Origin of the sequence: Kineosporia rhizophila, assembly GCF_021277265.1 — a bacterium.
GTDB lineage: Bacteria > Actinomycetota > Actinomycetes > Actinomycetales > Kineosporiaceae > Kineosporia > Kineosporia rhizophila.
Genome location: NZ_JAJSOH010000014.1, coordinates 86,955 through 111,963, shown reverse-complemented (window position 1 = coordinate 111,963; position 25,009 = coordinate 86,955). Strand labels below are relative to the sequence as shown.

The 25,009-nt window shown below is 67.6% G+C and carries 29 protein-coding genes; 14 read left to right on the top strand and 15 right to left on the bottom strand.

The annotated features are described in order from the left end of the window. Positions 1 to 41: 41 nt before the first annotated feature. Positions 42 to 284: an RNA polymerase sigma factor gene (locus LWF15_RS20210; protein WP_232812428.1), complete on the bottom strand. Its 243-nt coding sequence runs from the start codon at positions 282 to 284 to the stop codon at positions 42 to 44. 146 nt (positions 285 to 430) lie between these two features. Beyond that, positions 431 to 583 carry a hypothetical protein gene (locus LWF15_RS20205; RefSeq protein WP_232812427.1) on the bottom strand — a complete coding sequence of 51 codons (153 nt, stop codon included), beginning with the start codon at positions 581 to 583 and terminating at the stop codon, positions 431 to 433. A 240-nt stretch (positions 584 to 823) separates the two neighbouring features. On the opposite strand from LWF15_RS20205, the gene LWF15_RS20200 reads away from it, so the two are divergent. Both LWF15_RS20200 and LWF15_RS20195 read left to right on the top strand, forming a co-directional pair. Continuing rightward, on the top strand, positions 824 to 1,183 hold the full coding sequence (locus LWF15_RS20200; protein WP_232812426.1) for a hypothetical protein: 360 nt from the start codon (positions 824 to 826) through the stop codon (positions 1,181 to 1,183). 80 nt (positions 1,184 to 1,263) lie between these two features. Next, on the top strand, positions 1,264 to 1,827 hold the full coding sequence (locus LWF15_RS20195) for a TIGR03086 family metal-binding protein (RefSeq protein ID WP_232812425.1): 564 nt from the start codon (positions 1,264 to 1,266) through the stop codon (positions 1,825 to 1,827). Positions 1,828 to 1,832: 5 nt separating this feature from the next. Here LWF15_RS20195 and LWF15_RS20190 read toward each other — a convergent pair whose 3' ends face one another. Beyond that, complete coding sequence (locus LWF15_RS20190; RefSeq protein WP_232812424.1) at positions 1,833 to 2,270, bottom strand: sigma factor-like helix-turn-helix DNA-binding protein; 438 nt, start codon at positions 2,268 to 2,270, stop codon at positions 1,833 to 1,835. Positions 2,271 to 2,399: 129 nt separating this feature from the next. Here LWF15_RS20190 and LWF15_RS20185 point away from each other — a divergent pair, with 129 nt between their 5' ends. Beyond that, the gene (locus tag LWF15_RS20185) at positions 2,400 to 3,200 is read left to right on the top strand and encodes an Fpg/Nei family DNA glycosylase (protein WP_232812423.1); all 801 of its coding nucleotides are present in this window, start codon (positions 2,400 to 2,402) and stop codon (positions 3,198 to 3,200) included. On the opposite strand, the gene LWF15_RS20180 is transcribed toward LWF15_RS20185, so the two are convergent. After that, positions 3,201 to 3,929, bottom strand: a complete 729-nt coding sequence (locus tag LWF15_RS20180) for an HAD family hydrolase (protein WP_232812422.1) — start codon at positions 3,927 to 3,929, stop codon at positions 3,201 to 3,203. 175 nt (positions 3,930 to 4,104) lie between these two features. Here LWF15_RS20180 and LWF15_RS20175 point away from each other — a divergent pair, with 175 nt between their 5' ends. Further along, entirely contained in the window at positions 4,105 to 5,121 is a 1,017-nt protein-coding gene (locus LWF15_RS20175; RefSeq protein WP_232812421.1) for a hypothetical protein, read from the top strand. A gap of 61 nt (positions 5,122 to 5,182) precedes the next feature. Here the strand turns inward: LWF15_RS20175 and LWF15_RS20170 are convergent, their stop codons facing one another. Continuing rightward, the gene (locus tag LWF15_RS20170) at positions 5,183 to 5,776 is read right to left on the bottom strand and encodes a hypothetical protein (RefSeq protein WP_232812420.1); all 594 of its coding nucleotides are present in this window, start codon (positions 5,774 to 5,776) and stop codon (positions 5,183 to 5,185) included. Positions 5,777 to 6,023: 247 nt separating this feature from the next. On the opposite strand from LWF15_RS20170, the gene LWF15_RS20165 reads away from it, so the two are divergent. Both LWF15_RS20165 and LWF15_RS20160 read left to right on the top strand, forming a co-directional pair. Beyond that, on the top strand, positions 6,024 to 6,536 hold the full coding sequence (locus LWF15_RS20165) for a DUF6624 domain-containing protein (protein WP_232812419.1): 513 nt from the start codon (positions 6,024 to 6,026) through the stop codon (positions 6,534 to 6,536). Positions 6,537 to 6,643: 107 nt separating this feature from the next. Then, complete coding sequence (locus tag LWF15_RS20160; protein WP_232812418.1) at positions 6,644 to 7,705, top strand: Gfo/Idh/MocA family protein; 1,062 nt, start codon at positions 6,644 to 6,646, stop codon at positions 7,703 to 7,705. Here LWF15_RS20160 and LWF15_RS36615 read toward each other — a convergent pair. The 6 genes from LWF15_RS36615 to LWF15_RS20125 form a co-directional block, all read right to left on the bottom strand. After that, complete coding sequence (locus tag LWF15_RS36615; RefSeq protein ID WP_269810506.1) at positions 7,702 to 8,346, bottom strand: response regulator; 645 nt, start codon at positions 8,344 to 8,346, stop codon at positions 7,702 to 7,704. The two genes, LWF15_RS20160 and LWF15_RS36615, sit on opposite strands and share 4 nt — an antisense overlap. Then, on the bottom strand, positions 8,343 to 9,485 hold the full coding sequence (locus tag LWF15_RS20145; RefSeq protein ID WP_232812417.1) for a sensor histidine kinase: 1,143 nt from the start codon (positions 9,483 to 9,485) through the stop codon (positions 8,343 to 8,345). The genes LWF15_RS36615 and LWF15_RS20145 overlap by 4 nt, the downstream gene beginning before the upstream one ends. Positions 9,486 to 9,685: 200 nt before the next feature. Further along, positions 9,686 to 12,028, bottom strand: coding sequence for a tetratricopeptide repeat protein (locus LWF15_RS20140; RefSeq protein WP_232812416.1), 2,343 nt, complete (start codon positions 12,026 to 12,028; stop codon positions 9,686 to 9,688). Positions 12,029 to 12,093: 65 nt separating this feature from the next. Next, positions 12,094 to 13,182, bottom strand: a complete 1,089-nt coding sequence (locus LWF15_RS20135; protein WP_232812415.1) for a glycoside hydrolase family 6 protein — start codon at positions 13,180 to 13,182, stop codon at positions 12,094 to 12,096. Positions 13,183 to 13,250: 68 nt separating this feature from the next. Next, the gene (locus LWF15_RS20130) at positions 13,251 to 14,417 is read right to left on the bottom strand and encodes a zinc-binding dehydrogenase (protein WP_232812414.1); all 1,167 of its coding nucleotides are present in this window, start codon (positions 14,415 to 14,417) and stop codon (positions 13,251 to 13,253) included. A gap of 206 nt (positions 14,418 to 14,623) precedes the next feature. Continuing rightward, positions 14,624 to 15,679: a LacI family DNA-binding transcriptional regulator gene (locus tag LWF15_RS20125; protein WP_232812413.1), complete on the bottom strand. Its 1,056-nt coding sequence runs from the start codon at positions 15,677 to 15,679 to the stop codon at positions 14,624 to 14,626. A 141-nt stretch (positions 15,680 to 15,820) separates the two neighbouring features. Between LWF15_RS20125 and LWF15_RS20120 the strand changes: the two genes are divergently transcribed. Continuing rightward, positions 15,821 to 17,011, top strand: a complete 1,191-nt coding sequence (locus LWF15_RS20120; RefSeq protein WP_232812412.1) for a glycoside hydrolase family 53 protein — start codon at positions 15,821 to 15,823, stop codon at positions 17,009 to 17,011. 52 nt (positions 17,012 to 17,063) lie between these two features. Here the strand turns inward: LWF15_RS20120 and LWF15_RS20115 are convergent, their stop codons facing one another. Further along, positions 17,064 to 17,777: a maleylpyruvate isomerase family mycothiol-dependent enzyme gene (locus tag LWF15_RS20115; protein WP_232812411.1), complete on the bottom strand. Its 714-nt coding sequence runs from the start codon at positions 17,775 to 17,777 to the stop codon at positions 17,064 to 17,066. A 200-nt stretch (positions 17,778 to 17,977) separates the two neighbouring features. Here LWF15_RS20115 and LWF15_RS20110 point away from each other — a divergent pair, with 200 nt between their 5' ends. The 4 genes from LWF15_RS20110 (at position 17,978) to LWF15_RS20095 (ending at position 19,926) form a co-directional block, all read left to right on the top strand. Continuing rightward, positions 17,978 to 18,238: a hypothetical protein gene (locus tag LWF15_RS20110; RefSeq protein ID WP_232812410.1), complete on the top strand. Its 261-nt coding sequence runs from the start codon at positions 17,978 to 17,980 to the stop codon at positions 18,236 to 18,238. A 62-nt stretch (positions 18,239 to 18,300) separates the two neighbouring features. Then, positions 18,301 to 18,984, top strand: coding sequence for a hypothetical protein (locus LWF15_RS20105; protein WP_232812409.1), 684 nt, complete (start codon positions 18,301 to 18,303; stop codon positions 18,982 to 18,984). Positions 18,985 to 19,036: 52 nt separating this feature from the next. Beyond that, positions 19,037 to 19,459 (top strand): hypothetical protein, encoded by a 423-nt coding sequence (locus tag LWF15_RS20100; RefSeq protein ID WP_232812408.1) that lies wholly within the window; start codon positions 19,037 to 19,039, stop codon positions 19,457 to 19,459. Next, positions 19,459 to 19,926, top strand: a complete 468-nt coding sequence (locus LWF15_RS20095) for a hypothetical protein (RefSeq protein ID WP_232812407.1) — start codon at positions 19,459 to 19,461, stop codon at positions 19,924 to 19,926. The genes LWF15_RS20100 and LWF15_RS20095 overlap by 1 nt, the downstream gene beginning before the upstream one ends. 125 nt (positions 19,927 to 20,051) lie before the next feature. On the opposite strand, the gene LWF15_RS20090 is transcribed toward LWF15_RS20095, so the two are convergent. Next, positions 20,052 to 20,678 (bottom strand): hypothetical protein, encoded by a 627-nt coding sequence (locus LWF15_RS20090; RefSeq protein ID WP_232812406.1) that lies wholly within the window; start codon positions 20,676 to 20,678, stop codon positions 20,052 to 20,054. Further along, a complete protein-coding gene (locus LWF15_RS20085; RefSeq protein WP_232812405.1) occupies positions 20,678 to 21,277 on the bottom strand; it encodes a TetR/AcrR family transcriptional regulator in 600 nt (199 codons plus the stop codon). Before LWF15_RS20085 ends, LWF15_RS20090 begins: the two co-directional genes overlap by 1 nt. 173 nt (positions 21,278 to 21,450) lie before the next feature. Here LWF15_RS20085 and LWF15_RS20080 point away from each other — a divergent pair, with 173 nt between their 5' ends. The 3 genes from LWF15_RS20080 to LWF15_RS20070 are packed head-to-tail and all read left to right on the top strand — an operon-like array spanning position 21,451 to position 23,984. Beyond that, entirely contained in the window at positions 21,451 to 22,053 is a 603-nt protein-coding gene (locus LWF15_RS20080; RefSeq protein ID WP_408623658.1) for an NADPH-dependent F420 reductase, read from the top strand. Between the two features lie 27 nt (positions 22,054 to 22,080). After that, a complete protein-coding gene (locus LWF15_RS20075) occupies positions 22,081 to 23,052 on the top strand; it encodes an alcohol dehydrogenase catalytic domain-containing protein (protein WP_232812403.1) in 972 nt (323 codons plus the stop codon). 26 nt (positions 23,053 to 23,078) lie between these two features. Further along, positions 23,079 to 23,984: an SDR family oxidoreductase gene (locus LWF15_RS20070; protein ID WP_232812402.1), complete on the top strand. Its 906-nt coding sequence runs from the start codon at positions 23,079 to 23,081 to the stop codon at positions 23,982 to 23,984. On the opposite strand, the gene LWF15_RS20065 is transcribed toward LWF15_RS20070, so the two are convergent. Next, entirely contained in the window at positions 23,981 to 24,994 is a 1,014-nt protein-coding gene (locus tag LWF15_RS20065) for a LacI family DNA-binding transcriptional regulator (protein ID WP_232812401.1), read from the bottom strand. The two genes, LWF15_RS20070 and LWF15_RS20065, sit on opposite strands and share 4 nt — an antisense overlap. Positions 24,995 to 25,009 lie beyond the last annotated feature (15 nt).

The following is a 25,009-nucleotide window of genomic DNA, read 5'->3' as shown; positions in this document are numbered from 1 at the left end:
CGCCACAGCCGCCGCACCTGGTTCAGGGCGACGCCGTACAGCTAGGGCCGCGCGTCGGCGTACGACCGGTCGTAGCTCGCCCGGGAGGTGTAGGCCGCGATCCACACCTCGCCCAGCAGGTCCTGGGCCGCTTCCCGGCCGACCTGCCGGACCAGGTAGCGGCTGATCGCCTCCTCGTGCCGGCTGATCATCCGCACGAAGGCGTCCTCGTCACCGGCCAGGCAACTGGCGATCAGATCGGCGTCGGAGGCCACGGTCCCCCTCGGCACGCTCTTGGTGTTCACGCCCGGTAATGGTCGGGGCGGATCCAAAGCGTTTGCTCAGAACCGTATGACCTGTTTCACATCCAGACAGCCCGGGACGACTGACGCCCTCCTCCACGGCTGCGCTCCGGCCCGGGTTCACCACCGCCCGGCCGGAGAGGGGCCGCTCAGGCCGACGGGGGCGCCAGAGGACCGCCGGTGACCCGTGCCTCGACCTCTATGGCCAGCTCGGTCAGCTGGCCCATCTCGGCCAGGGTCAACCCGTCCCCCTCGTCGACCTCGGCCTTCTTCACCCACCCCTGCGCCGCACCGTCAGCCATGTCGTTCCTTCCATCGGACCTACTTCAGGGCAACCGCTTCCCACAATAGGCGAGCGCCGGGCGGTCGGCCCCCAGAGGCCCCTTTCGAGTCACCCCTGCCAACGCTCCGTGTTGGCGCCGTAGCACTTTCGTATCACCGCCGACAGCACGGGGATCAGCCGGATTGCGGTCGTGCCCGTCAACAGCGCCTTGTCACGATCAAGGGGTCGGAAAAGGTACTGACGAAGGGAAAACACAGTCATGAAAAAGCTTCTGGCCGGAATCCTGGTGGCGTGCATCCTGGGCATCGGCGCACTGGCAGGCGGCGGCTACTTCCTGTTCAAGCTCTTCACCAAGAGCACAGTCTCACCCCAGGCCTACAGTTCGGTGCAGGTGGGAGACACGCGGGAAGCCGTGCGGGCCGACATCTCCGACGCGGTGGAGTTCACCGAGGCCGACGTGTTCGGGGCCGGCAAGAGCGACCCGGAGCCGACTCCCAAGGGAGCGGACTGCGAACTTTACATGTCCAGTGACGTCACGGATGCGTCGGGCAACCTCTACTACCGCTTCTGTTTCCGCGACGGGCAACTGGTGGAGAAGACGACCGTCTCGGGTGCCTGATCGGGCGAGGTGTGAACCGTCGGGCGGATTCGGCCGTAGAACCGTCCGACATCAGCTTCAGATCCCCGAAAGGTCCACCCGTGCCTCACGAACATGCCCTGGCCATCATTGCCGCGATCGACCGGTTCGACACCCGCGTCCAAGCCGTTGCGCAAGACCGCTGGGACAACCCCACCCCGTGCTCGGAATGGTCTGTCCGGCGCCTGGTGAACCATCTGGTCAGCGAGCATTTCTGGGCCCCGCACATCCTGGCTCACGAATCCCTCGCCCAGGTCGGCGATCGTTACGAAGGAGACCTGGTGGGCACCGACCCGGCCGGCGTCTGGAAGCAGGCCGCCCAGGTCTCCCGGGAGGCCTGGCTCAGCACCGACCTGTCCGGCACCGTGGAACTGTCCTTCGGCACCGTCCCGGCAGACATCTACGCCGGGCAGATGTTCGTCGACCTGACGGTGCACGAGTGGGACCTGGCCCGCGGCTCGGGCCAGGACGAGACCCTCGACCCTCAGGCCGTGGGCATCTGTCTCGGCTTTGCCCGCCAGCATCTGGCCGCCTTCGAGGGAACCGGCATCTTCGCCCCCTCGATCCCCACCACCAGCACCGACCCGACCGTCCAGCTCATGTCCCTGCTGGGCCGCGCAGTCTGACTCGGTCAGCCCGGAAGGCCGAACCTTCGCAGCACCTGCAACGCCTGATGCTGGGCCGCCATCACGGCCTCGGTGGGCAGGCTGAGGGCGCGGGCGGTCTGTTCGGCGCTCAGGCCGGCGGCGGTGCGCAGCAGCAGCACCTCGCGCAGGTGGTCGGGCAGGTGGTGCAGGGCTGAACCCGCTGGGGCCGGCTGCGGGCGCTCGACGTGCCGCAGTTGCCAGACCATGGCCTGGTAGACGAACGCTTCGAAGGTGGGCGACTGCGCTCGGTGGCTGCGTAGGGCCGCACGGACGTCGGCGTAGACGGCCTGGGTGACCAGGTCGGCGGTGTGGGCTGCGCCAGGGGTGCCGAGCAGGCTGGCCAGGCAGTACCTGCGCACCCAGCTCTTCACCTGCTCGAGCGCGCTGGCATGGCCAGTCGCACGGTGTTCGATCGCCGTCATTGGTCCTCCCCCCATGCTTGACGCCTTTTACCCCTCTCGAGGTTGTCCCGTCAGCAGACAAATTTCTACGTCTTATGACGGCGCGACGGTTGCCGTTGTGCAGTCCGGAGACTGTGCGAGGCTTCCCCGGTGCCTGAACTGCCCGAAGTCGAGTCTGCTCGCGCCGTCATCGAGCGGGCTGCGCTGCATCGCACGATCGCGGACGTGGACGACAGCGACACCTATGAGTGCCGCCCCCACTCTCCCGGCCAGATCCGCAGCGCCCTGCTGGGCCGGACGCTGACCGCGGCGCACCGGCGGGGTAAGAGCATGTGGGTGGACACCTCCGACGACGGCCCGGTGCTGGGTATCCACCTGGGCATGTCCGGGAAGATCGTGATCGGCGATGGGGAGGGCACCGAGGTCGACGGCGGGGACTACTGGGAGCGGGGGCGCCAGGCCGGTGACCATCGCTTCACGCGGTTCGGCCTGACCTTTGAAGACGGCGGCTCCCTGCTGCTGATCGATCCCCGGCGTCTGGGCCGCGTGCGCCTGGATCCGCCGGTGGAGAAGCTGGGGCCCGACGCGCAGTTCATCAAGCCCCCGGCCTTCCGGGCACTGCTCGAGTCGAGCGGCGCCCCGGTGAAGGCGCGGCTGATGGACCAGGACCGCATCGCCGGCATCGGCAATCTGCTGGCCGACCAGATCCTCTGGGCCGCCCGTATCAATCCCGCCCGCCCGGCCGACGAGCTGGCACCCGACGAGGTCAGCCGCCTGCTCCGGGCTACCCGGGCCGCGATCCGCGACGCCATTGCCGGGGGTGGAGTTCACACCCTCAAGGTGGTCGCCTACCGCAAGAAGGCTGCCCGTTGCCCGCGCTGCCATACGTCCATGGTCCAGGGGACGGTAGGAGGCCGGACCACGTGGTGGTGCGGCAAGGAGCAGGAGTAGTCAGCCCCAGAGCCGCTTGATGTCACCGGGCACCTCGAGCCCGGTCAGGACGGCGTCCGCTCCCAGGCCTTGCAGGGCCTCGACCGGAGTACGGCCGGTCGCGACCAAGGCACACCGCAGCCCGAGGGCCTGTGCGCAGGCGAGATCGCGCGGGGTGTCGCCGATGATCCAGCAATCCCCGACCCGCGTCGTCCATTGGTCTCCGAACAAAGCCCTGAGACTCGACTCGGCGACCTCGACGCGGGTGGAGCCGCTGTCACCGTAGCCGCCCGGCTCCACGTCGATCGGTGGCACCAGGCCGGCGGCGTTCAGCTTCGCCTCGGCCACGCTGCGGATGTTGCCGGTGACCACGGTCTGGTGAACCTGGGCGTCGACCAGCATGGCCATCAGCTCCCTTACCCCCGGCAGCACCTGGGTGCGCGTGTTCAGCGCGTCGAGGTCACCGTGGATCAGGTCGTGATAGGTCGACAGCACCGCCGGCACGTGATCGGTGCCGTGGTCGATGGTCTCCAGCAGCAGAGTGGCGATCTCCGGGTCGATCCGGCCCTCGAACTCGATGCCTTCCACGCTGGGGCTGAGTCCGGTGACCTGCTCCACCGCCTTCAGGAACGCCTGGGCTGCAACCCCGCCCGAGGTCAGCAGGGTTCCGTCGATGTCCCACAGCACCGCCGAGGCCGATCCGAGGCCCCGGCCGGGCTGTACTTCGGGCTGCGTGAGCGAGGCATCCATCTGTGCACCCTACGCGGAACCGGCATCGGCGCAGGTCAGGCGCCCGTCCGGGGGTGTATCGCAACTTTCGGATGACCAGCGATCCTGATACTTCGGGCCGACGCCGCGCACCCCCGTCCGTTCCTAGCCTTCTGTCAGGCAAGCAGGACCGTCACCAGAAGCGAAGGACGAAACCATGAAGCGCACCGGAACGACACTGTTCGTCGGGCTCGGCCTGATCGCCACCACGCTGGTGGCCGGCTGCGGAGCCGAGCAGACCGGAAAGGCCGGAACGACTGTCGGCAGCGGGCCGAAGGCGGAGCTGCTCAGGGCCTTTCAGAACCTGGGCGACACGCAGGAGCTGGGAGTGCAGGCCCGGCTGGAGAGTTCGCGCGCGGATCTGGTGAAGATCAATGCCGCCCAGCCCAAGACCGAGCGGATGTCGAAGGAGGACATCGACCTGGCCGTCGCCGCGCTCGACGGCCGGATCTCGTCGAACTTCAGTGCGGCAGAAGACAAGACGCTGTCCGACGGACCGGACTCGTACCAGGTCTCGGTGCAGCTGAAGGACTCGTCCCTGGTCGATGTGGTCGGAGTGGACGACCAGTTCTATCTGCGCGTCGACGCGGATTGGTGGACCGATCAGTTCGGGACGAACGTGGCCGAGGCCCGCACGGTCTTCGACGACGTCCCGCCGGTCTTCGCCGACCCCGGGAACGCCCTGCTGGACAGCAGGTGGATCTCGATCAACCTGCCCGAGGCCGAGCAGGCCCTGACCAAGGACGGCCTGCTCGAAGACCTGACCGAGATCGGAGCGCCCGACCCGACGCGCGGTTACGACCTGCTGAACTCGCTGAAGACCGCGTTCGAGAAGGACGTGAAGGTCACCACGATCGACGGCGGCTACCGGATGACCGCGCCGGCCAAGCAGATCGCCGAGTCGGTGCAGGACGACCTGGCCGCGCTCACCGGCGACACCGAGATCGCCTCGATCGACGAGATGCCCGACCAGGACGTGGCGGTCGACCTCTACGTGGACAACGGCAAGCTGACCGGCCTCAACGTGGACCTGGTGCAGTTCCTGGAAAAGCCGGTCAAGGGAGCGAACCTCGCGCTCGACGTGGAGATCGACCAGCAGGCCGAACCGGTTCAGGCTCCCGCCGACGCCACCGTCGCCGACGTGCCGGCCATCATCGCCTACTTCAGCTCCTGAGGCGGAACCGTTGACTGCCGGGCCGTTTCGACCCGGCAGCCACCGACGCGCAGATCAGGACTCAGGCCGTCGCCTTACCGTTGTCCACCAGCTTGAAATAGGTGTCCAGCGTGGCGTCACCGATCTCTTCCAGGATGAACCCGTTGTCGGTGTGCCACAGGTAGGCGCCCCGGTTGCTGAACACGTACCCCTTGCCCTTGCCCTTGATCTTCACGATCTCGAACCGCTGGGCCTTGCTCTTCGCGTTGCACTTGGCCCCACGGATCCGCAGCGAGGCAGTAGGTTTGGGCTGGTAGGCCTGCCAGCAGGTGGCCTTCGCCTTCGACCCGCTCTTGTAGGCCTTGACCAGGTACTTGCCCTTGTCCAGCGGGGTCGGCACGAACAACTGACGCCCCGCGTCGTCGTCCCGCTCGACCAGGCCCGCCTTCTTCATCAGGGCCACCCCCGACTCGAAAGAGCCTTTACGGACGATTGTCACCTGCCTTTTGCCCGACAGCGGCCCCTTCTTCTTGCCCGCCGCCTCGTGCGAGACGCCCTGCGAAGACTGGACAGTCGGGCTGGCCGACGCCGGACCCGCCGAGCCGAAGAGCCCACCCACCACCAAGGCACCGGTCAGCGCTGCCCCAGCCGCCGTCGTCCATTTGTTTGCCCGCATTTCGGATCCCCTTTGCCGCCGTCGAGGAGCGAACGGCCGACGGCCACATTCCCGGCCATCAACCTCGTGCACCAAGACCATGGACGCTCGACGGATCTGGTGCAACCCCCTGGGCACCGCTCGACCGGGCAACGGGAGCCGACCACTCCTGCCCCCTCCTCAAGCTTACCGGCGACCGGGGGCCTTGCGGCAAGGCCCCCGTCGTGCCGCAGAATCACTGCTCCATCACCGCATTGGGGGAGCAGAAATGCTGCAGGACAATGAGATTGCCGCTGAGCTGGTCGCGATGATGACGGAGCAGAAGGAGCTCATGATCCGGACCCGGGCCGACGTCCCCGGGCCGGTGACCGCAGAGGTCAAGCGTGAGCAGCGGGAAGTGTTCGTCCGGCACGCAGACCGGCTGCATGAACTGTTGGAGAACCACGGCTGGCCAACGGCTGAGCGCGTCGGCCCAGAGGCCGCTCGCGGGGCCTGGCTCATCGCCCAGCACGCAGATACGCAGCTCGATGTGCAACGGCTGGCCGTGCGGCTGCTACGCGAGGCCGTTGACCGCGGCGTTGCGCAGGCCCGCGAGCTGGCCTTCCTGGAAGATCGCGTCGCGGTGAACGAGGGCCGCTACCAGGTGTACGGAACCCAGGTCGCCGATGTCGTGGACGGCAAGCCCGTGCTCTGGCCGTGCGTGGACCCGGATCAGCTGAACGAACGCCGGGCCAGCGTGGGTATCGAGCCCTTCGAGCAGAACGCCGCCCGCTGGGCCTGAGTCCCGTCGTACCTGGTCATCCCATGCCCAGGTTCGACCAGCACTGGTGGCCCGACGCGGCAGGCAGTTCTCTGGAGCCAACCCACCACCAGCTCTGGAGACACACAATGAACAAGGCTTTCCGCATCGGGATCATCGGCGCCGACACCAGGGCCAGCTGGGCGCAGCTCTCCCACGTGCCCGCGGTCAAGAGCCTGGCCGACACCCACCTCGCCGCCGTGGCCACGCGGAACGAGGCCAGCGCCCGCGAGGCAGCCGAGGCCTTCGGCGCTGACCGCTGGTACGCAGACCCGCTGGAGATGATCGCCAGCGACGAGATCGACATCGTCACGGTCGCCGTGCGAGTTCCGGCGCACCGGGCCCTGGTGGAGGCCGCGCTCAAGGCCGGCAAGGCGGTGTACTGCGAGGCGCCGCTCGGGGTCGATCTGGCCGAGGCCCAGTACCTGCAGGCCGCGGGCAAGGACGCGGTGACCGCGATCGGGCTGCAGGGTCGGCTCAACCCGTCAGTTCGGCGGGCTGCACAACTGGTCGCTGACGGGGCGATCGGGCGTCCGGTCAGCGCGCGGGTGGTTTCGACGTCGGGCGCCTTCGGGCCGGTGACGGCGTCGGGCTACCTGTACTTCGAGCAGGCCTCGTCCGGCGCCAACCTGCTCACCATCACGGCCGGGCACACCCTGGATCTGATGGAGTCGGTCCTGGGCGAGGTCAGCGAACTGCAAGCCCACACCCCCACCCTCTTCCCGAACCCCCAGGTCTTCGACACCCAGCAGAGCACCACCCGCGAAGTGCCCGACCACGCCGACATCCTCGGCACCGCCGGCTCAGGCACGGCCTTCAACGTGTCGGTCATCGGGGGCGTGGCGGCCGAGGACGCCAAGTTCGACTTCACCGTCCGAGGAACGGAAGGCTGGCTGCGGCTGCGCGGCGGGACGATGTTCGGCGTTCAGGGCGGCGACCTCACCCTCACCTCCAGCGCCGAGTTCGCCGCGCCCGAGGCATCGGCTCTTCAGGGCCCGGCCCTCAATGTGTCCCAGGTGTACACCTGCATCACCACCGACCTGCGCACCGGCTCCCGCACCACCCCCGACTTCGCCCTGGCCACCCACAACGCCGCACTGATCGCGGCCGTGGCCGAGTCGGGACGCACCGGGAACCGTCAGCGCCTCTAAGTAGCCAGGATGTTCATCCGCACCCCCAGCAGCGCCACCTGCACCCGGTCACGGCAGCCCAGTTTCTGCAGCACCCGGGAAACATGGGTTTTCACGGTGCTGTCGCTCAGGAAGAGCTGGGCCGCGATCTCGGCGTTGTTGGCGCCGGCGGTGATCATGCGGAACACGTCGAGCTCGCGGGCGGTGAGTTCGGCGGGGGTCTGGACGGGAGCGGGGGCGGGCTGGGTGCTGCGGTGGATGACGGCCCGGGTGACCTCGGGGGCCAGGACGGCGTCGCCGGCGGCTCCGGCCCGCACTGCTGTGATGAGCTCGGTGCCGGAGGCGCGCTTGAGCAGGAATCCTGATGCGCCTTGGGCCAGGGCAGCGGCCACGTACTCGTCGTCCTGGAACGTGGTCAGGATCAGGACGGCGAGGTCGGGGCGGATTTCCAGGATCTGCGGGAGGGCGGTCAGACCGTCGAGCACGGGCATGCGGATGTCAAGCAGCATCACGTCCAGCTGCTCGAGTTCGTGGGCGAGGCGTACGGCTTGGCGGCCGTTCTCGGCTTCGGCCACCACGTCCAGGTCCGCCGCCGACGACAACACGCTGCGCAGACCGGCGCGCACGAGCTCCTGGTCGTCGACGACGGCGACGCTGATCATGAGGTGATCTGTTCGAGGGCGATCGGGAGTCTGACGTCGAGCACGCTGCCGCCGGCCTCGGAGGTACCGGTCGACCAGATGCCTCCGAAACTGGCCACGCGTTCGCCGATCCCCACCAACCCTCGTCCCTGCTCGTCGGGCCCACCGCTGAAGCCGACGCCGTCGTCTCCAATTGAGATCAGCAGGTCGTTGCCGGCGGTGGTGATGCTGAGGGCAGCGCGGCCGGCCTGGGAGTGGCGGACGATGTTGGTGACGCCCTCCTGGACGATCCGGTAGGCCGTGAGCTGCAGGCCCTCGGGCACGGGAATGGTGACCAGGATGCGGGACTCGACCTGGATGCCGGCCTCGCGCAGCACACCGGTCAGTTCCTCGATGTTGGCCAGCCCCTTGTACGGCTCAAGGGGAGCGCTCTCGCCGTCTGCCCGCAGCGAGCGCAGCAGCACGTCGAGGTCGCTCATAGCGGCGGTCGAGGCAATGCGGATGCGCTGCAGCGATTCCGAAGTGGTGTCCGGGTTCAGGTTCGCGCCCTCGGCAGCCAGTGAGATCACCGAAAGATGATGCCCCACCACGTCGTGCAGTTCGCGGGCCAGGGCCGAGCGCTCTTCCAGGCTGCGGTTCTCGCTGCGTACCACCGTGACCTCGTCGCGGGCCTCGTGCAGCTCCTGGTTCAGCAGGCCCACACGATCGTGGAACGCATGGATCCGCCCGGCGACGTAGGCGAAAGCGATCACGCCCACGGGGGTCGCGGACAGCTGCCAGGGGGTTGTGCCGATCAGAGCGGCCACAGCGAGCAGGGGCAGAATCCACCCGGCCACCCCTCGACGCCCCACGTGCCAGGCCGCCACGCCCGCGACCAGGCACCAGATCCCGGCTTCGCTGAACAGGCCTCCCTGGCCCTGGTTCTGCCACCAGGAGTAGCCGAGCCCACTGAGCAGGGCGGCCACCGGCCCCAGAGCCGTGGGGAAGACGCGCACCAGGGGTAGCAGGCAGCACGTCAGCGCGAACGCGGGCGAGAAGGACTGGGCGAGGAAGACGCCGACGCCGAGGATTAATGCGGTCGCGGCCAGGTCCCACGGCCCAAGGGTGCGCAGGCGCAGGTAGAGCGGCATGAGGGCGGCTTCGATCCGGGTCTCAATCATGATTCTCCTGCCAAGGCTGGTCAGAGGCCTGACTGCGTGCGTGACTACGACCCTGGCGAATCCCGCCCCCTGCTGTCGCCACCTCGGGGTACCGGCCCGACGTGGTACCTGAGTACCACTCCCCCGACGAGAAGCAGCGAACCTCCGGCCGAACGTCAAGTCGTTCGTCCTGTTCACCCGGCTCCCCCGCGTCCACCATTTCACCCCGGGGGCGCTTCGGTGGGGGCCGGAGGGAGGTCGGTGAATCGTTTGAGGACGGCTGTGGTGTCGGGATGATTCTGGGCGCGAAGAAGGTGCAACGCCTGCTGGTAGGTGGCGTGCGCGGCGGTCAGGCTTCCGGCAGCGACCTGGGAGTCGGCCAGGCGGGCGAGGGTGGATCCCTCTCCCCGAGGGCTGGCCAGCTCCCGGAAGAGGTCAGCAGCCCGTCTGTAGCAGTCGATGGCGGTGCCGTAGTGGCCGAGGTGATGCTCGGCCAACGCGATGCTGTCCAGGATCATCGCCTGCGCATTACGATCACCGGCCTCCTCGGCAAGCGCCAGCGCCTGCCGGCAGCTGATCACGGCCTCAGCGTGCTCGCCGGTCAGCGTCAGTCCCCAGCCCACGGCGTTCAGCGCGAACATCTCCCCGTCACGATGTCCCACCGCCCGATAGCCGGCCAGGCTCATACGGACGTGCGCGAGGGCGTCCGTATGTTGGTTCTGCAGTTCGTAGAGCCAGCCGATCATGCGGTGAGTGCGAGCCTGGCCGAGCTGGGCCGAGCCTCCTCCAGCCCGGGCGTAGTGCTCCAGGGCTTCGGCCGCGTGAGCATGAGCGGTGGCGAGCTGGCTGACTTCGGCTGCGGCGGTGGCCATGACCAGCTGCGAGTAGCCCTGGGCGGCGGGGGTGCCCAGGCGTTCGGCGGCGCGCAGCCCGACTGCGGTGACGTCACGCAGATCGCTCCACCGGGCCTGTCGCCGTAGGTAGGACTCCAGGGTCCAGGCCAGCTGCCAGGCCAGATCATCCAGACCGGCCTCGGCCGACAGATGGACGGCGGCGAGCAGGGAGGGGAGCTCGCCGCCGATCCAGTTCAGGGCCTGTCGGTCGTCGGCGACGGTGATTGCGCTCGTACCCGGAAGCACCGGCCCCAGGGGTATCTCGATGGGGTCGTGGGTAGGGTCGATCAGCCGTGCAGCGTTGTATGCGGTGTGCGCGTAGTGCTGCAGCAGGCGGATGATCGCGCTGCGGCGCTCGCCCTGGTCCAGCGTGGCGGCCAGTTCGGCGGCGTACACACGCAACAGATCGTGCTGGTGGTAGCGGCCGGGTGCGCGTTCGCTGAGCAGGCTGGCGCGAACTAATTCGATCAAGAGCTTACGGACGTCGGTCACGGGCTGGCCGCTGAGTGCGGCTGCGGCGGGGAGAGAGATTTCGGGACCGGGGTGCAGACCCAGCAGTCGGAACAGATCCGCCGCCTGGGCCGAGATCGCTTCGAACGACCAGGAGAAGACCGCCCGTACGTCCGTGACCTCGTCCCCGGCTTCCAGCACGGTGAGCCGTTGCGCGGCCTCCCCGAGGTCGGCCGCGAGTACGGCCAGCGGAAAGCTGCTCTGCTGAGCCCGCGCCGCCGCAACGGCCAGTGCCAGCGGTAGCCCGCCACAAGCGTCCACAATTTTCTCTACCGCACTGGGCTCAGCCGCAATGCGCTGCACACCCAGCCGAGCCGTGAGCAGCTCCTGCGCCTCTACGGAGGGCAGCGGCTCGAGGGTAAGCAACTGTGCGCCGCTCGTGGCCGCCAGCGAGGTCAGCTGGTTCCGACTCGTGACCAGGGTCAGGCAACCGGCCCACCCCTGCAGCAGCGGCCTGACCTGATCACTGTCGCGCGCGTTGTCCAGCACCACCAGGATCCGACGGTTCGACAGAAGACTGCGGTACAGCGCCGCCCGCTGCTCCAACGACACGGGCACCGATCCGGCCTCTACCCCAAGCGCCTGCAGAAACCCCCGCAGCACATCTGCAGGGTCAGCCACCGCGCCCGAGCGGTCGAAGCCGCGCAGGTCGGCATACAGCTGCCCATCCGGAAAACGAGCGGCCACCGTACGCGCCCACTGCAACGCCATCGTGGTCTTCCCGACCCCGGCCGCCCCTGAAACCACACCTATGACGGCTGGGGCCTCGGGGACGTCCGTAGTTTCTGCCACTCGTTCGAGCAGCTGGTCGAGCTGTTGCAGCTCGGTCTTGCGCCCGGTGAAGCCGGGGATGCTCCCCGGCAACTGGGTGGGGCGGGACCAATTGAGGACGTCGGCGTGGGCGTTGTGGTCGGCCCACCACTCCGAGCGGGCCAGTTCGGTGAACGCGGCCAGCTCGTCGTCGGCCAGCTCGAGCGCCTGCCCGAGCAGCCGCACCGACTCTGGCCTCGGGTAACGCACCTTGCCCCGCTCGAGCTGACTCACCGAACGCACGTTCAGACCGGCCTTCGCGGCCAGTTGCTCCTGGGTGAGCCGGGCCGCGAGCCGGTGCCGGCGCAGGAGCTCGGCGAACGGTTGCGCGGGTTCGGGGCGGGGGATCATTCACACAATATGGACGAATAACCCACCCGCAGCCACGTCGGCGGCCGGCCGCCCTCAGCCGGCGGTCACTTGCCGTAGATCAGGTTGTAGGCGATCTGCGGGCTGAAGGTGCCGGCCTTGATGGTGGGCGCGTTGCCGCACTCGCCGTCGGAGTTGCCCGCCGTCTTGATCCACAGACGCGCCTCCAGCCCGGTGCCGGTGGTGCTGTCCACCCGTGACGTCACGCCGATCTTCCGGCCGACCGGGTTGCACCAGTTACCGTTCCAGCCGTTGCCGTTACGGCTCGTGTCCATCATGTAGGGCTTCTTGGCCTTGCCCTTGGCCGCCAGCGCGTTGTTGACCGCGGTGCCGAACGCCTTCTCCTCGGCCTCGGTGTGGAAGTTGGACACGTTGAGCGCGAACCCGCGCACGTTGTCGACCCCGGCCTTGGACAGGCGGGCGGCGATGTCGGTGGCCTTGGCGTACTTCGAGTTGCCCGCGTCGAGGTAGACCACGGTGTTCGGCGCCTTGCTGCGGAACTGCTCGGTGGCGTATTTGAGCAGGCTCTCGCGCTCGGTGATCTGAGCCGCGCTCAGGCACGAGTAGTCGGCCAGGGCGTCGGGCTCCAGCACCACCACGGCAGGCCGGCTCTTGATCGCCCCGGCGTAGGACGAGATCCAGGTGCGGTACGCGGCCGCGCTGCTCTCGCCACCACCCGAATGTCCGCTGCACACATCGCGGTTCGGGATGCTGTACGCCACCAGGATCGGCACCTTGCCGGCCTTCTCCGACGCATCGACATAGTCACCGACCGACTTGCTGATGCTGGTGAACCAGTCACCGAACCAGCGCGCCATCGGCTGCTTGGCCAGGCTGGCGCTGATCGCCGGGGTGCGGCTGTCGTTCGGGTTCGCCGCCGTCCACAGGGCCGACTGCGACTTCGGGTCGACGTAGAAGCCCTGGTCGATCGCCTTGCGCAAAGTGGCCGTCGAGGCACTGACCGGCGGGGCGGTGGCGATCGAGGCGCCGTTGCCCGACTTGGTGGGCGTGGCCTTGACGGCGGCCGAAGTGGTGGTGGCCGGGGTGGCGGTGGCCGACTGGGTGGCGAAGAACGACGTCAGGCCGACCACCGCCAGCAGACCCGCCCCCGCGGCAGTCAGGGTTTTGCGCTTCATAGCTCTCTTATAGCGATCTTGGACGCCCGGCCGCGTCAAAGTGGCCATAAGTCACACCCAAACGGCCTTCAGGGCACCAGGAGTGTCTTACCCAGCACGGTGCGCGCTTCCATCGCAGCATGGGCCTCAGCGGCCTGCTCTAGCGGAAGTTGCTGACCGATGAGCGGCTTCAGAAGACCGCTCTCAGCCAGCGCGAGAGCCTCTGCAGCACGCCGGGTCTGCTCCTCGGGCGGGCCGAACACTCCTCGCTGCACCCGAATACCGCGGCGCTCAGCGTTCTCGTCGGAGATGTCAGGCCAGCCGGAGGCCGAGCTGAACCCAAAGCTGATCAGCCTTCCGCCCCGCCCCAGCAAAGTCGCAGCAGACAAGGCAACATCACCCCCAACCCCGTCCAGCACCACGTCCACCCCTCCGACTTCGCTTCGAACGGCTTCGGCCCAGCCAGCCTCTCGGTAGTCGACGGCCAGATGGGCACCCAGCTCGCTCGCCACCTGCACCTTGGCCGAACCACCCGCCGCACCTGTCACCTGCGCACCCGCCGACCGCGCCAGCTGCACCAGCAGCGAGCCCACCCCACCGGCCGCAGCCTCAACCAGAACCCGTTCGCCCGGCTGCACATTCGCTGCGGCCAGGATCATCAGAGCTGTACGCCCGTCGGCCAACAGAGCCGTAGCGTCGGCCGTGCCCACGCCGTCCGGAATCGGGATCACCTGCTCGGCCCCGACCACCACCCGCTGGGCATACCCACCCGAGCCACCGGTTCCGGTGACCACCCGACGTCCTCTGAGGTGTTCGTGTTCGACCGACCCCACCTCGACGACCGTGCCCCCCACACCATTGCCCGGGATCATCGGCGGAGCCGGGAACGGCCCAAACCCGTTCGCCCGGAACATGGTCTCGATCCAGGTGATCCCCGCGAACTCGATCTCCACCAGAACCTGCCCGGCCCCGGGGCGCGGGTCGGGCGTCTCCTGCACGTGCAGAACCTCGGGCGAGCCGAACTCCTTCAACCACACCGCCTGCATGATCTCACCTCCGGTAGAGCCATCACTTTTGACTAGAGGGCACTCTATCGAATGGGGTGCGAGGCACAGGGCGCCCGGTTCAGGCACACCGAAGCAACGACCACCCACGTGCGCGTCCTGGCAGATCTCCGTGAGCCGCAACAGAAGGGCGATCTTCCCCGCGTGACCAAATGAGTGCTTACAGCTACCGACCCACGCCTGGAGCGCCATCAGACGTGACTAGTCGACCGAGGACTGGACTATGCGTAAACAATTTGGGCCTGCGCGTTATGGATCGTATCGACGTCGCAAACCCGCATCGTTCCCTCCGCCACGATCACCCATCGGAACTCTGATCCCACAAAGGGTGAGGGGTGGCCAGGAGGGGCCAACAGCTCGCACGCCGACCGACCTCGCTGTGAGCGCTCCCAGTGCGTCTAGGCCGAACGGCGACGAACGAGGGTGGTCGGCAGCACGCGGGACGAGGCCGGCCGTCCGGCGATGAGCTGCATGAGCACCTCGACGAGTTCGGCGGCGACCTGGTCGAGGGGTTGGCGCACGGTGGTGAGGGGTGGGTGGGTGGCGGCGGCGATGACGGAGTCGTCGAAGCCGCCGACGAGGACGTCTTCGGGCACGCGGTGGCCGGCGTCGGCGAGGGCTTCCAGGGCGCCTACGGCGAGCAGGTCTGAGGCCACGAAAACGGCGTCCAGCTGCGGGCAGTCGGTCAGCAGCTGGGTCATGGCCTGGTGGCCGGCGGCGATGCTGAAGTCGCGGGCTCGGGCGATGCCGTGCTCCGGCGTCCGCTCCCCCAGCACGTCGCGGTAGCCGGCCAGGCGTTCGGCGCCGCCGGCCGTGTCTTGGGGGCCGGCCACGGTGGCGATGCAGGAGCGGCCTTGCTGGAGCAGATGCTCGGTGATCAGGCGGGCGCCGCCGCGGTCGTCGGCGGTGACGTAAGGCATGCGCAAGGCCGGGTTGGGCGGACGGCCGCAGACGACTACGGGGACTGAGGCTTCGTCCAGTTCGGCAGCGAGCGGGTCTCCGTGGTGGGTCGAGACCAGCAGAACTCCGTCTACGTGCCCGCCTCGGACGAAGCGCATGACCCGGGCTCGTTCCTGCGCCGTTGAGGCCAGCATGAGGACGAGGCTGCAGTCCTGCTCGCCGAGGATCTGGGTGCACGAGCGCAGGAGCACGTCGAACACCGGGTCTTCGAAGAGGCGCTCGTGGGGCTCGGACAGGACGAAGGCCACGGCGTCAGCGCGGCGGGTGACCAGGCTGCGGGCACTCTGGTTGACCACGTAACCGGTCTGCTGCATGGCTGCTTCGACGGCGGCCAGCGATTCGGCGCTGACGTGGTGGGCCCCGTTCAGGACCCGCGAGACCGTTCCCCGAGAGACTCCGGCGACCTCAGCGACGTCTTCCATCGTGGGCCCTCGGCGCTGGGCGCGGCGGGCCGCGCCCCGGGACTTGGGGTGAACACTCGCCTCGTCCGACATGCACCCAACCCTTTACCGACGTCCTCGGCTGCACCCTAGCCGCTCGGCGCGGAGCCCGAGCTACCCACTCTTGACAATCCGGACAGGACACCGTGGACTGTGAGCGCTCACGGTCCCGCTCGTTCCCTCCGGAGGTCACTGATGCCCTCACGTAGTTCCCGCACCGCTGAAGAGCAGAGTCCCGGCCTCAGCCGTCGTTCCGTCTTCGCTGCTGCCGGTGGCCTGGCCCTGGCCGGCTTCGCCGCCACCCCCGCCCACGCCGCCTCGACCGCGGCCCGCGGATCGGGTGGCGCGCTGAGCGTTCGCGGCGCCGACCTGTCGTTCCTGCCTCAGCTCGAAGAAGCCGGGGTCAAGTACCGCGACCTGAAGGGCCGGGTGCGTCCGGCCGAGCGGATCCTGGCCGACGCGGGCGCCAACTACCAGCGCATTCGGGTGTGGGTGAACCCGCCCAAGGGCTACACCGACAAGAAGCGGGCGCTGGGCCTGGCTCGTCGTGCGAAGCAGGCCGGGCTGAAGATCCTGCTCGACCCGCACTACGCCGACTTCTGGGCAGACCCGAGCAAGCAGCCGATCCCGGCCGGCTGGCCCACCGAGCTGCCTGCGCTGACCGAGAAGGTGCGCACCTACACCCGTGACCTGGTGCGGGCTTTCGCCGCCCAGGGCACGCCGATCGACATGTTCCAGATGGGCAACGAGATCACCGCCGGCATCCTCTGGCCGGTGGGCAAGCTCTACCCGGAAGAGGGCCCGCAGCGCTGGAGCGAGTTCGCCACGCTGCTCAAGGCCGGGATCGAAGGTGCCCGGCAGGGGGCCGGCAAACGTCCGCTGAAGGTCATGCTGCACATCGACCGGGGCGGCAAGCTCGGCGACACCCGCTGGTTCTTCGACCAGATCACCGCCCAGGGCGTGCCTTTCGACATCATCGGGCAGTCGTACTACCCGATGTGGCACGGCTCCCTGGCCGACCTCAAGGCCAACCTCGAAGACTCGGTGAGCCGCTACGGCAAGCCGGTGCTGCTGGCCGAGACCAGCTATCCGTGGACCATCGAAGACGGCGACGGCTACGAGAACCTGATCAAAGACGCCTCGGCCCTGCCCGACGTAGCCCGCTTCCCCGCCACCCCGGCCGGGCAGGCCGGCTACTACGAGGCGCTGCGCGAGATCCTGGCCGGCATCCCCGGCGGCAACGGCCTGGGCTTCCTGGCCTGGGAACCGGCGTGGGTGCCCGGTGTTGGCTGGGAACCGGGAGCCGGCGCACCCAACGACAACCTCACCCAGTTCGACTTCAGCGGTCGTGCGCTTCCCTCGATCCGGGCGTACCGACGTCCTTAGTTGTTAGTGGTTGGCCGCCTGAGACGTAAACCCAGGCGGCCAACCCAACGCATCAAGGCACCAGGCCCGCTGCCAAAACCGCTCGCGCCGCAGCGCCGTCCCCCGAAACCTGCAGACGGGGATCTTCCACCGAAAGCCTGCCCCAGATAAGGAGATACAGCGCCTCCGCCGGACCCGCCACGGTTGCTTCAACTTCAGCGTCAGGACTCAGCCCATCACCGGCGAAGACGAACCGCTCCCCGGTCTCGCCTACCACCAGCGCCATCGCGTGCTCCAGGGCCGGAATCCGCCCCAGCCTCACCTGCCGAGGAAAGAAGACGCTGCGCACCTCCGCCACCCCGTCCGCAGCCAGCGCCGCATCAATCGCAAGCACCTTCCCCACCGCCGACTGAGCATCGTGCAGGTGAATCGTCACCTCGTGCGCCTGCCTCCGACGCCACCACCCCGCCACCTGCGGCTTCGCCCCGAAATGCCAGGCCGGCGCATCCACCGGCGTAGCCCTCAACGTCTCCACCAGCAGACGCGCCGAGTCGCGATACCACCCACACACCGCGCCCTCCGGAGCCACCGTCGGGCTCGCATCCAGGTTCCCCGCAACAATCGCGTGCGCCGCCCACTGATGCACCTCGCCAAGATGCTCGGCCAGGTTGCGCAGCGTCCACCCCGGGCACGAGGGCACCAACGCCTCCTGATCACTGCGCTCCAGCAGTTCGGCGAAGTCCCGAGTGCCCTGTTCGATCACGGCCAGATAGTCCACGCTGATCATCTTCACCCAAGGGATGTCGCCGGAGAATGGACCTCAGGGACACACTTCCCAACTGGCTCGTTCTTCTGGCGCTCCCATCGGCTTCATCCCAATCAGATGCGCACGAAAAGCCACAATTAATGACGTTTGGTAGCGGCTAACGCTGCCCTTCGGTAGCTTCACCGTCGAGAAGACATCGTTCGCGGCGGAGGGGCCAACGGGTGTCCAAGATCGACGAGCTGGCGGAAGCAATCAGCGGCCTGACGCTGAAGATCGACGAGGCCAGCACCGCGAGCGGCGGCTCTGCGCAGGGAGCCGAAGAGGCCGGCGCCGTCGCGGCCGACCTGGGCGCGCGGAACGTGGTCGAAGGCTTGGCCCAGGTCAAGGCCCAACTCGACGAGTTGACCGAACTCCTACAGGGCATCTCGCAGCAGGCCGCAGAGATCCAGACCCTGACGCTCAGCTTGGCCGACAACGGCTGACGGCTTGGTCGACCCCCTATGCCGACCGTGCTGCCCCGCCGCCTCCTCCCAAGGACGTCCTGATGTCCGACATCGATGACCTCGCCCAGAGCATCGGCGAGGTAGCCAGCAAGATCGACGCGGCTGCCTCCGAAGCGGTCGGCGCTGCTCAGCAGGCCGAGGATGTGGCAGCAGTCGCGGAGATGATCGGTTCGGAGTCGCTCGCGGACGGCATGCTGCAGGTCAAGGACGAACTGGAGGCGGTGGAAGCAGCCCTCAGGAACGCTTCGGACCAGGCAGCAGCGGTCCAGGCTCTGGCGCTACAGGTCGGTGACTCGAAGAAGGCACCCGGCGCCGGGGCGCCTCAGGTACCGCCCGCCACCGCAGACCCCGCAGGCGTCCCCTCGAACGTACGGTCGGACGACGCCCCACCAGAGAAGAAGAACAAGGTTGGCTCAGTCCGCAGGTGGACCACGAAAACCGCCAAGCGGGTCGAAGATGTTCAAGATCAGGTTGACACCGCGCAGGAACGCTTCGACACCCTGACCGGACGGGAGACGCGCCCTCCCGACCCCACGGACGTGGCGTCGACCAGCACACAAGCCCCCAGTTCGACTGCGGGTACGCCTGCGTCTGCGCACGGCGTTGAGGGGTCTTCGTTGGCCGGAGGTCTGATTGCTCTCCTCGTCGCGACTTTCGGCTTCGATGAAATACGCCGCCGCGGGCGACGAATGGTCAGGACGCCAAAGCAGTTCCCTAAAGAGTAGCCACCGCGCGGGTAGGATCTGCGCATCTGGACCGCGCTGAAATGAGGAACGAATGTCAGAGGATGCCAAGAACTACCTACGCCGGATTGTCGGGATGGACAACGTTCCTGGCGTGCGGATCGCCGACCTCGGACTGCAGAACGCGGTCAATTACAGCTTCTCTGCTTTTCATCTCGCTCTCAGTAAGCGCTTTGAAGACGGCGCTACGACTACGGAGCTACAAGATTTCGTCAGGCGGGCGCGAGGCGCCTGGATCAAGCCGGAAGCATTGAACCCGGTGCTTGCCGAAAAAGTACTCCTTGATGCCATGGGTAACGATGGCCTGGTCGACGACGTTCCTATCCCCGAATTGACAGACACGCAGAACTTGCTGACGTACGCCCTGGTGAACGACTTGAAAATCACTGGAGACGCCTTGGAGCAGTTCGTAGAAGACGCTCTGAGGCAACTGGAGGAGATGGAGGACGAGGACTGATGCCTGACCAGGCGACCGATTTCGCAGCCATCGTTCCTCACTTCCTTCCTTTTGATCCGGACCTCCCGGAAGGCGTCCTCGACGAACTGCCCGAGGCCGACTTCATCTCCGCCATGGTTGCGTGCTTTGCCTTGGCCGCACGCCGCCAGCTCCCCAAGATGAACGAGACTCAGCGGCACGACTTGTGCCGCGACCTGGCGGGCCGGCTGGAAACGAAGGCACAGATCTGGATGGTGGAGGCCTGCCTGCGAGCCGCCGAGACCGACGGCGCCGACTACCTCGTCGGAATCCCGGGCGACGTCATCGGCGAGGTCCAGCTCGAGGCACTGATAGTTCTCGGCAACGACTACCTGACCAAAGAGGAATGCGAAGCGCTGTACGCACCAGCCGCCGAGCAGGCCCAGAAGCTTCAGCCCCTCATCTCTGCAGCGCGCGAGCAGGCCGCCCGTGAGAAAGATGGATCGTGAGGGTTCTCGTGTGGCCTTGACGGTGCTGACCTGCGGTCTGGCCGGCCAGCACCCAAGGTGGCCGGCTTCGCCGAGCCACAAGGTATCGGGCTCACCACCATCCTCCTGGACCCGAAAGATACGCCCTACTGGCAGAGTTCCGGATCCACTGGCGGGCAGAGCGTGAGGGACATGTCAAAGGTTTTCTCGTAGGCCATCCAGCCGACGTGATAGCGAACCTTGATTCCTTCTACTGTGGCGGCCTTCTCAGGCGTTGCCAACTCGAACGCAACCTGCGCTGACTCCCCCGGCTTCATGGCGAACCCGTTCACCTTCTGCCTTGGCGGAAGTGTCATGTCTTCGGGGAAAGGAATCGGGTAGGCGCTGACGCCGCCGTCCGTCAGAATTTCGAAACGTGACTCGTCCCAGACGTACGGAGCCGTGAGTAGCCCAACCTTGTCAGGGTTCTCATCTATCTTCACGCCGTCCAGAACCATCGATCCGTCCGAGGGACCACGCAGCTCCAGCACACCCCAGAACACCCCAGCGTCTCCTTCGCGGACGGGGGCCAGGATCTCCGTGGAGCTCCCCCCGTCCAGCGGGCCACTGCGTAGCGGCACACCCGGAACGAGCCCGGCCAGCGCCCCGGCACTGACCGCGAGCACAACGAGCGCGGCCGAACCGCCGATCACCGCGGAGCGCAGCCGACGGGCGGGACGGCCGGGTAGCAGCCCCGCTTCTGTGTCGCCCTGCTCAGGGCTCGGGCCCTCCATCACACCTGCTTGAGCCGCGCGTTGTTCGCCTTCAGAACTTCGTCCGCCAGCCCAGGGGAGGACTGAGCGACAGCGCGCGAGAGGAGCATCGCCCCGACCATCTGGCTGAACAGGGCGATCGCCTGCTCTCGGGCCTGCTCGGCGGTGAGATCAGCATCAGACTCGAGCACCATCTCGGTGATGGCGGTGAAGAAGCCCTCGAGGCCGTGCTGGTACTCGGACTGCGCAGCAACGCCTTCGCGGCCGGCGTCGGTGACCAGGGCGGCTGAGGCGCAGCCGAATTCGGGGTGGTCGCGGTGCTCGGGGTCGAGGTACTGGTTGAACATGTGGTCCAGGGCGTCGCGGGCTGAGCCGGGGTGTTGTTCGCGGATGCCGGCCAAGGCGGTGAGGGAGCTGGTGAAGCCCTCGCGGATGACGGCCAGGGCGAGGTCGTCCTTGGAGTCGAAGTGGTTGTAGAAGCCGCCGTGGGTCATCTCGGCGGCCTTCATCAGGTCGGCGATGCCGATGCCGTTGACGCCGTGGGTCCGGAAGCCCCGGCCCGCGGCCTCGATGATCTTGTCGTGGTTGAGCTTCTTCTGCTCCTGCGTGAGGCGGGGCATGTGCGTCTCCTTCCCGGGCGGGCGTCTGACCAGGTCCAACGCCGCTTCAACCCTTGATGATACCCGTCATCATTCAGCACCGTCGCGCCCGAGCCCCGGCTTGACAGCGAACGATGACGGCCATCATTGTTTTATCGATGACGGGCGTCATCGAAGCCGGAAGAGGTCTGGGTATGGATGTGGGAACGATCGGGGCGGGCACGGTGGCGCAGGCCGTCGCGGGTCATCTCGTGGCGGCGGGGCACCGGGTGGTGCTGAGCAACAGTCGGGGGCCGGCGTCGCTCGAGGACGTGGTCGCTCGGTTGGGGCCGTTGGCCAGTGCAGGTACGGCGGCCGAGGCTGCGGCGGCTGACATGGTAATTCTGGCGGTCAGGTGGAGGGATGTGCCGGCGGCGCTGGAGGATCTGCCTGACTGGAACGGGCGCATCTTGGTGGACCCCACTAACCACATTGTGGGCCAAACACCGTCGGAATTGGCCGATCTCGGTGGGGAGAGCAGCAGCGAGATCGTTGCTCGGCACGCGCCTGGCGCACGGGTGGTGAAGGCGTTCAGCACCTTGTACGGGCAGTACATCGCAGCGGACCCGCGGCATGCCGAGGGGCGTCAGCTTCTCTTCTACGCAGGCGATGACGCCGAGGCGAAAACCATTTTCCAGAGGACGTTTGCGGGCGTCGGCTTTGCGCCGGTGGACGCGGGACCGCTCGGCGAAGGCGGACGGCTGATGCAGGTCGGAGGAGGCCTGTTGTCTGCCCTGCACGCCCTGAAACAAGACTGACCCCAGAGACTGCGAGAGGAGTGCTGAGTGAAGGCACTGGCCTACGAGAAGGCGCATCCGCTCGAAGCGTTTGCCCTGGAACTCAGGGAGGTGGACGAGCCCCAGCTGCGCGAGACCGATCTGCTGATTGAAGTTCGGGCCGTGGGCGTGAACCCGGGCGAGGCGTCGATCCGGCAGATGCGTAGCGCACCCCCGGGTGGGCGGGTCATCCTTGGTTGGGAGTTCGCCGGGGTGGTGGCCAAGGCAGGCAATGGCTTTGCCGTCGGCGACCGGGTGATGGGCACCGGAGACATAACTAGAGACGGTTGTTGGGCCGAACGCCTGGCGGTTGACTATCGAGTGGTCACCAGGATCCCGGATCGGCTCTCCTTCACCGACGCCGCATCCTTGCCGATCGGCGGCCTGACCGCCTGGGAAGCCCTGTTCCGCGATCGGAGCGAGCTGCCGCCCGGCGTGGAGAACGTGCTGGTCGTGGGCGGCGCCGGTGGCGTGGGCTCGCTGGGGACTCAACTGCTCAAGGCCAAGACATCCGCCCTGGTGATCAGCACCGCGTCGCGCCCGGAATCCCGCGAGTGGTGCACCGCCATGGGAGCTGACCTGGTGGTTGACCACAGCGCAGACGTGCCCGGGCAGCTGCGCACCGCCGGAGTCGAACGGATCGATCTGGTGCTCTCCACCAAAGGCACAGCCGCGAACATCAACTGGCTCGCGGACGTCCTCAAACCGTTCGGCCACCTGGCCACCACCGACCTGGCCGGCTCCACCGACATCGAACCACTGATTCAGAAGTCCATATCCGTGCACACGGAGATGGTTTTCAGCAGCATCATCGCCGACCACAACCTCCACCGCCAGGGCGAGGTCCTCGCCGAACTGGCGGAACATGCGCGGCCCATCGTGACAACGGAACTGCACGGCCTGTCGGTGGAATCCATGCAAGAAGCCCACCGACTGGCCGAAAGTGGCCGCACGATCGGCAAGACCGTCATCACCGTCTGACCGAACCACAGAACAGGAACAAGAACATGGGAAAGCTACTCGTCACCGGCGCCACGGGAAACCTCGGCCACCTGACCCTGGAACTCCTGCTCGAGCGCGTGCCCGCTGAGCAACTGGCTGGGCTCTCGCGCGCCCCCGAGCGAGCATCCGATCTGGCCGAGCGGGGTGTGGACATCCGCCAGGGTGACTACCTCGACTACGCCTCACTCGTGAGGGCTTTTGAAGGTGTGGACAAGCTGCTGCTCGTTTCGGCCCTGGCCTTCACGGACCGCAGCGCTCAGCACTTCAACGCCATTGCGGCCGCGAAGCAGGCCGGGGTCAAGCACGTGATCTACACGTCAATCCAACGCGACGAGGAACTCGGCATCGTTCAGGTGGGGGTCACCGAGTCCGACGTGTTCACCGAGCAGGCGCTGCGTGCGTCCGGTCTGACCTACACCATTCTCCGAAACCCGATGTACCTCGACCACCTGGAGCTCTACATCCCGCCCGGCACGTACGAGAAGGGCCTGCGCGTTCCCTCAGGCGAGGGCACGATGGCGCCCGCGCTGCTCCGCGACCTCGCAGCTGGCAACGTGGCCGTGCTCACCCAGGAGGGCCACGAGAACCAGACCTACACCCTGAACGGAAGCCAGGCGGCGTCGTTCCGCGAGATCGCGGCCGTGCTGAGCGAAATCCACGGCAAGCCGGTTCCCTACGAACCCGTCGAGCGGGAGGCCCACCTCCAAAGTTACCTTCAGAACGGCACCCCTCAGCCGGTCGCCGAGTTCCTGACGGCTTGGGTCGCGGGCGTCGGCCTGGGCGCGTTCAGCAAGAGCACCGACGACCTGGAGCGGCTCATCGGCTACCGTCCCACCGGCTACCGCGAGTTCCTGGAGAAGAACTACCCCGCGATCGTCCCTCCCGCTGAGGACAAAGCTGCGCTCAGCTAGTCATTCCCCCGCTCCCCCGTCGTCGCCCGCACCACCAGATGCGGCGCAATGACGACGGCCCGCTGCTCCACCTCACGGCCCTCGATCCGGTCGATCGCCCGCTCGATCGCCAGCGTCGTCATCGCGGTGGCGTCCTGGCCGATCGTGGTCAGGTTGATGTAGCCCAGGCGGGCCAGCCGGTCGTCGTCGAAGCCGACCACGCTCAGGTCTTCCGGCACGGCCAGGCCGGCGCCGCGCGCCACCTCCAGCAGGCCGGTGGCGCTGCGGTCGTTGAACATTGCGACGGCGGTGGGCGGTTCGTCGAGCAGGGCGCGGGCTGCCTCGGCGCCCTCCGCCTCGCTGACTCCGCCGGTGACAACCCGAATTTGAGACGCCAGTCCGTTGCGTTCCATGGCCTCCCGGTACCCCCGCCGGCGTTCCGCCGAGCCGGGATGGCGCCCGCCGTCCACGTGGGCGATCCGCTCGTGGCCGAGAGAGACCAGATGATCCACCGCCAGGTGCAGGCCCGCCCGGTCGTCGTTACGCACCACATCCACCGCGGATTCGCGGACCGGGCGGCCCAACACCACGACCGGGACCTGCGCGGCCAGCTCCGAAAGCTGTGCCGAGGCGCCCTGCAGGCTGAGCACGATGACGGCGTCGCAGCGTTCGGCCAGCAGGCCCCGAATCGCCTGAGCCTCGCTGCGGCTGGGGGTGATCGCGCTCAGCGTCAGCTCGTAACCGGCCCGTTCGGCGGCCTCGTACAGACCAGTGACCAGATCACCGTGAAAGGCGTGCCGCACGCTGAACACCACGCCCAGCAGCCGGGTGCGCCCACTACGCAGCAGCCGCGCCCGGCGGTCCGGCTGGTAGCCCAGATCGCTGGCGGCCTTGCGCACCCGCTCGCGCGTGGCCGGACTGGCTCCGGGTGCATCGCGCATCACGATCGACACCAGCGCGGTGGAGACCTCGGCCCGGGCCGCCACATCGGCCAGCGTGACTCGGGAGGCGCCGCTGCGCTGGGGCCGCATCGCAGAACCGTACCA

Excerpts from the sequence above, each read along its gene's own strand:
- LWF15_RS20120 (WP_232812412.1), top strand. The coding sequence starts at position 15,821 with ATGCCCTCACGTAGTTCCCGCACCGCTGAAGAGCAGAGTCCCGGCCTC.
- LWF15_RS20130 (WP_232812414.1), bottom strand. The coding sequence starts at position 14,417 with ATGGCGCTCCAGGCGTGGGTCGGTAGCTGTAAGCACTCATTTGGTCAC.
- LWF15_RS20105 (WP_232812409.1), top strand. The coding sequence starts at position 18,301 with ATGTCCGACATCGATGACCTCGCCCAGAGCATCGGCGAGGTAGCCAGC.
- LWF15_RS20200 (WP_232812426.1), top strand. The coding sequence starts at position 824 with ATGAAAAAGCTTCTGGCCGGAATCCTGGTGGCGTGCATCCTGGGCATC.
- LWF15_RS20070 (WP_232812402.1), top strand. The coding sequence starts at position 23,079 with ATGGGAAAGCTACTCGTCACCGGCGCCACGGGAAACCTCGGCCACCTG.
- LWF15_RS20135 (WP_232812415.1), bottom strand. The coding sequence starts at position 13,182 with ATGAAGCGCAAAACCCTGACTGCCGCGGGGGCGGGTCTGCTGGCGGTG.
- LWF15_RS20095 (WP_232812407.1), top strand. The coding sequence starts at position 19,459 with ATGCCTGACCAGGCGACCGATTTCGCAGCCATCGTTCCTCACTTCCTT.
- LWF15_RS20085 (WP_232812405.1), bottom strand. The coding sequence starts at position 21,277 with ATGCCCCGCCTCACGCAGGAGCAGAAGAAGCTCAACCACGACAAGATC.
- LWF15_RS20190 (WP_232812424.1), bottom strand. The coding sequence starts at position 2,270 with ATGACGGCGATCGAACACCGTGCGACTGGCCATGCCAGCGCGCTCGAG.
- LWF15_RS20140 (WP_232812416.1), bottom strand. The coding sequence starts at position 12,028 with ATGATCCCCCGCCCCGAACCCGCGCAACCGTTCGCCGAGCTCCTGCGC.
- LWF15_RS20100 (WP_232812408.1), top strand. The coding sequence starts at position 19,037 with ATGTCAGAGGATGCCAAGAACTACCTACGCCGGATTGTCGGGATGGAC.
- LWF15_RS20065 (WP_232812401.1), bottom strand. The coding sequence starts at position 24,994 with ATGCGGCCCCAGCGCAGCGGCGCCTCCCGAGTCACGCTGGCCGATGTG.
- LWF15_RS36615 (WP_269810506.1), bottom strand. The coding sequence starts at position 8,346 with ATGATCAGCGTCGCCGTCGTCGACGACCAGGAGCTCGTGCGCGCCGGT.
- LWF15_RS20205 (WP_232812427.1), bottom strand. The coding sequence starts at position 583 with ATGGCTGACGGTGCGGCGCAGGGGTGGGTGAAGAAGGCCGAGGTCGAC.
- LWF15_RS20180 (WP_232812422.1), bottom strand. The coding sequence starts at position 3,929 with ATGGATGCCTCGCTCACGCAGCCCGAAGTACAGCCCGGCCGGGGCCTC.
- LWF15_RS20125 (WP_232812413.1), bottom strand. The coding sequence starts at position 15,679 with ATGTCGGACGAGGCGAGTGTTCACCCCAAGTCCCGGGGCGCGGCCCGC.
- LWF15_RS20145 (WP_232812417.1), bottom strand. The coding sequence starts at position 9,485 with ATGATTGAGACCCGGATCGAAGCCGCCCTCATGCCGCTCTACCTGCGC.
- LWF15_RS20090 (WP_232812406.1), bottom strand. The coding sequence starts at position 20,678 with ATGGAGGGCCCGAGCCCTGAGCAGGGCGACACAGAAGCGGGGCTGCTA.
- LWF15_RS20080 (WP_408623658.1), top strand. The coding sequence starts at position 21,451 with ATGGATGTGGGAACGATCGGGGCGGGCACGGTGGCGCAGGCCGTCGCG.
- LWF15_RS20115 (WP_232812411.1), bottom strand. The coding sequence starts at position 17,777 with ATGATCAGCGTGGACTATCTGGCCGTGATCGAACAGGGCACTCGGGAC.
- LWF15_RS20165 (WP_232812419.1), top strand. The coding sequence starts at position 6,024 with ATGCTGCAGGACAATGAGATTGCCGCTGAGCTGGTCGCGATGATGACG.
- LWF15_RS20175 (WP_232812421.1), top strand. The coding sequence starts at position 4,105 with ATGAAGCGCACCGGAACGACACTGTTCGTCGGGCTCGGCCTGATCGCC.
- LWF15_RS20170 (WP_232812420.1), bottom strand. The coding sequence starts at position 5,776 with ATGCGGGCAAACAAATGGACGACGGCGGCTGGGGCAGCGCTGACCGGT.
- LWF15_RS20160 (WP_232812418.1), top strand. The coding sequence starts at position 6,644 with ATGAACAAGGCTTTCCGCATCGGGATCATCGGCGCCGACACCAGGGCC.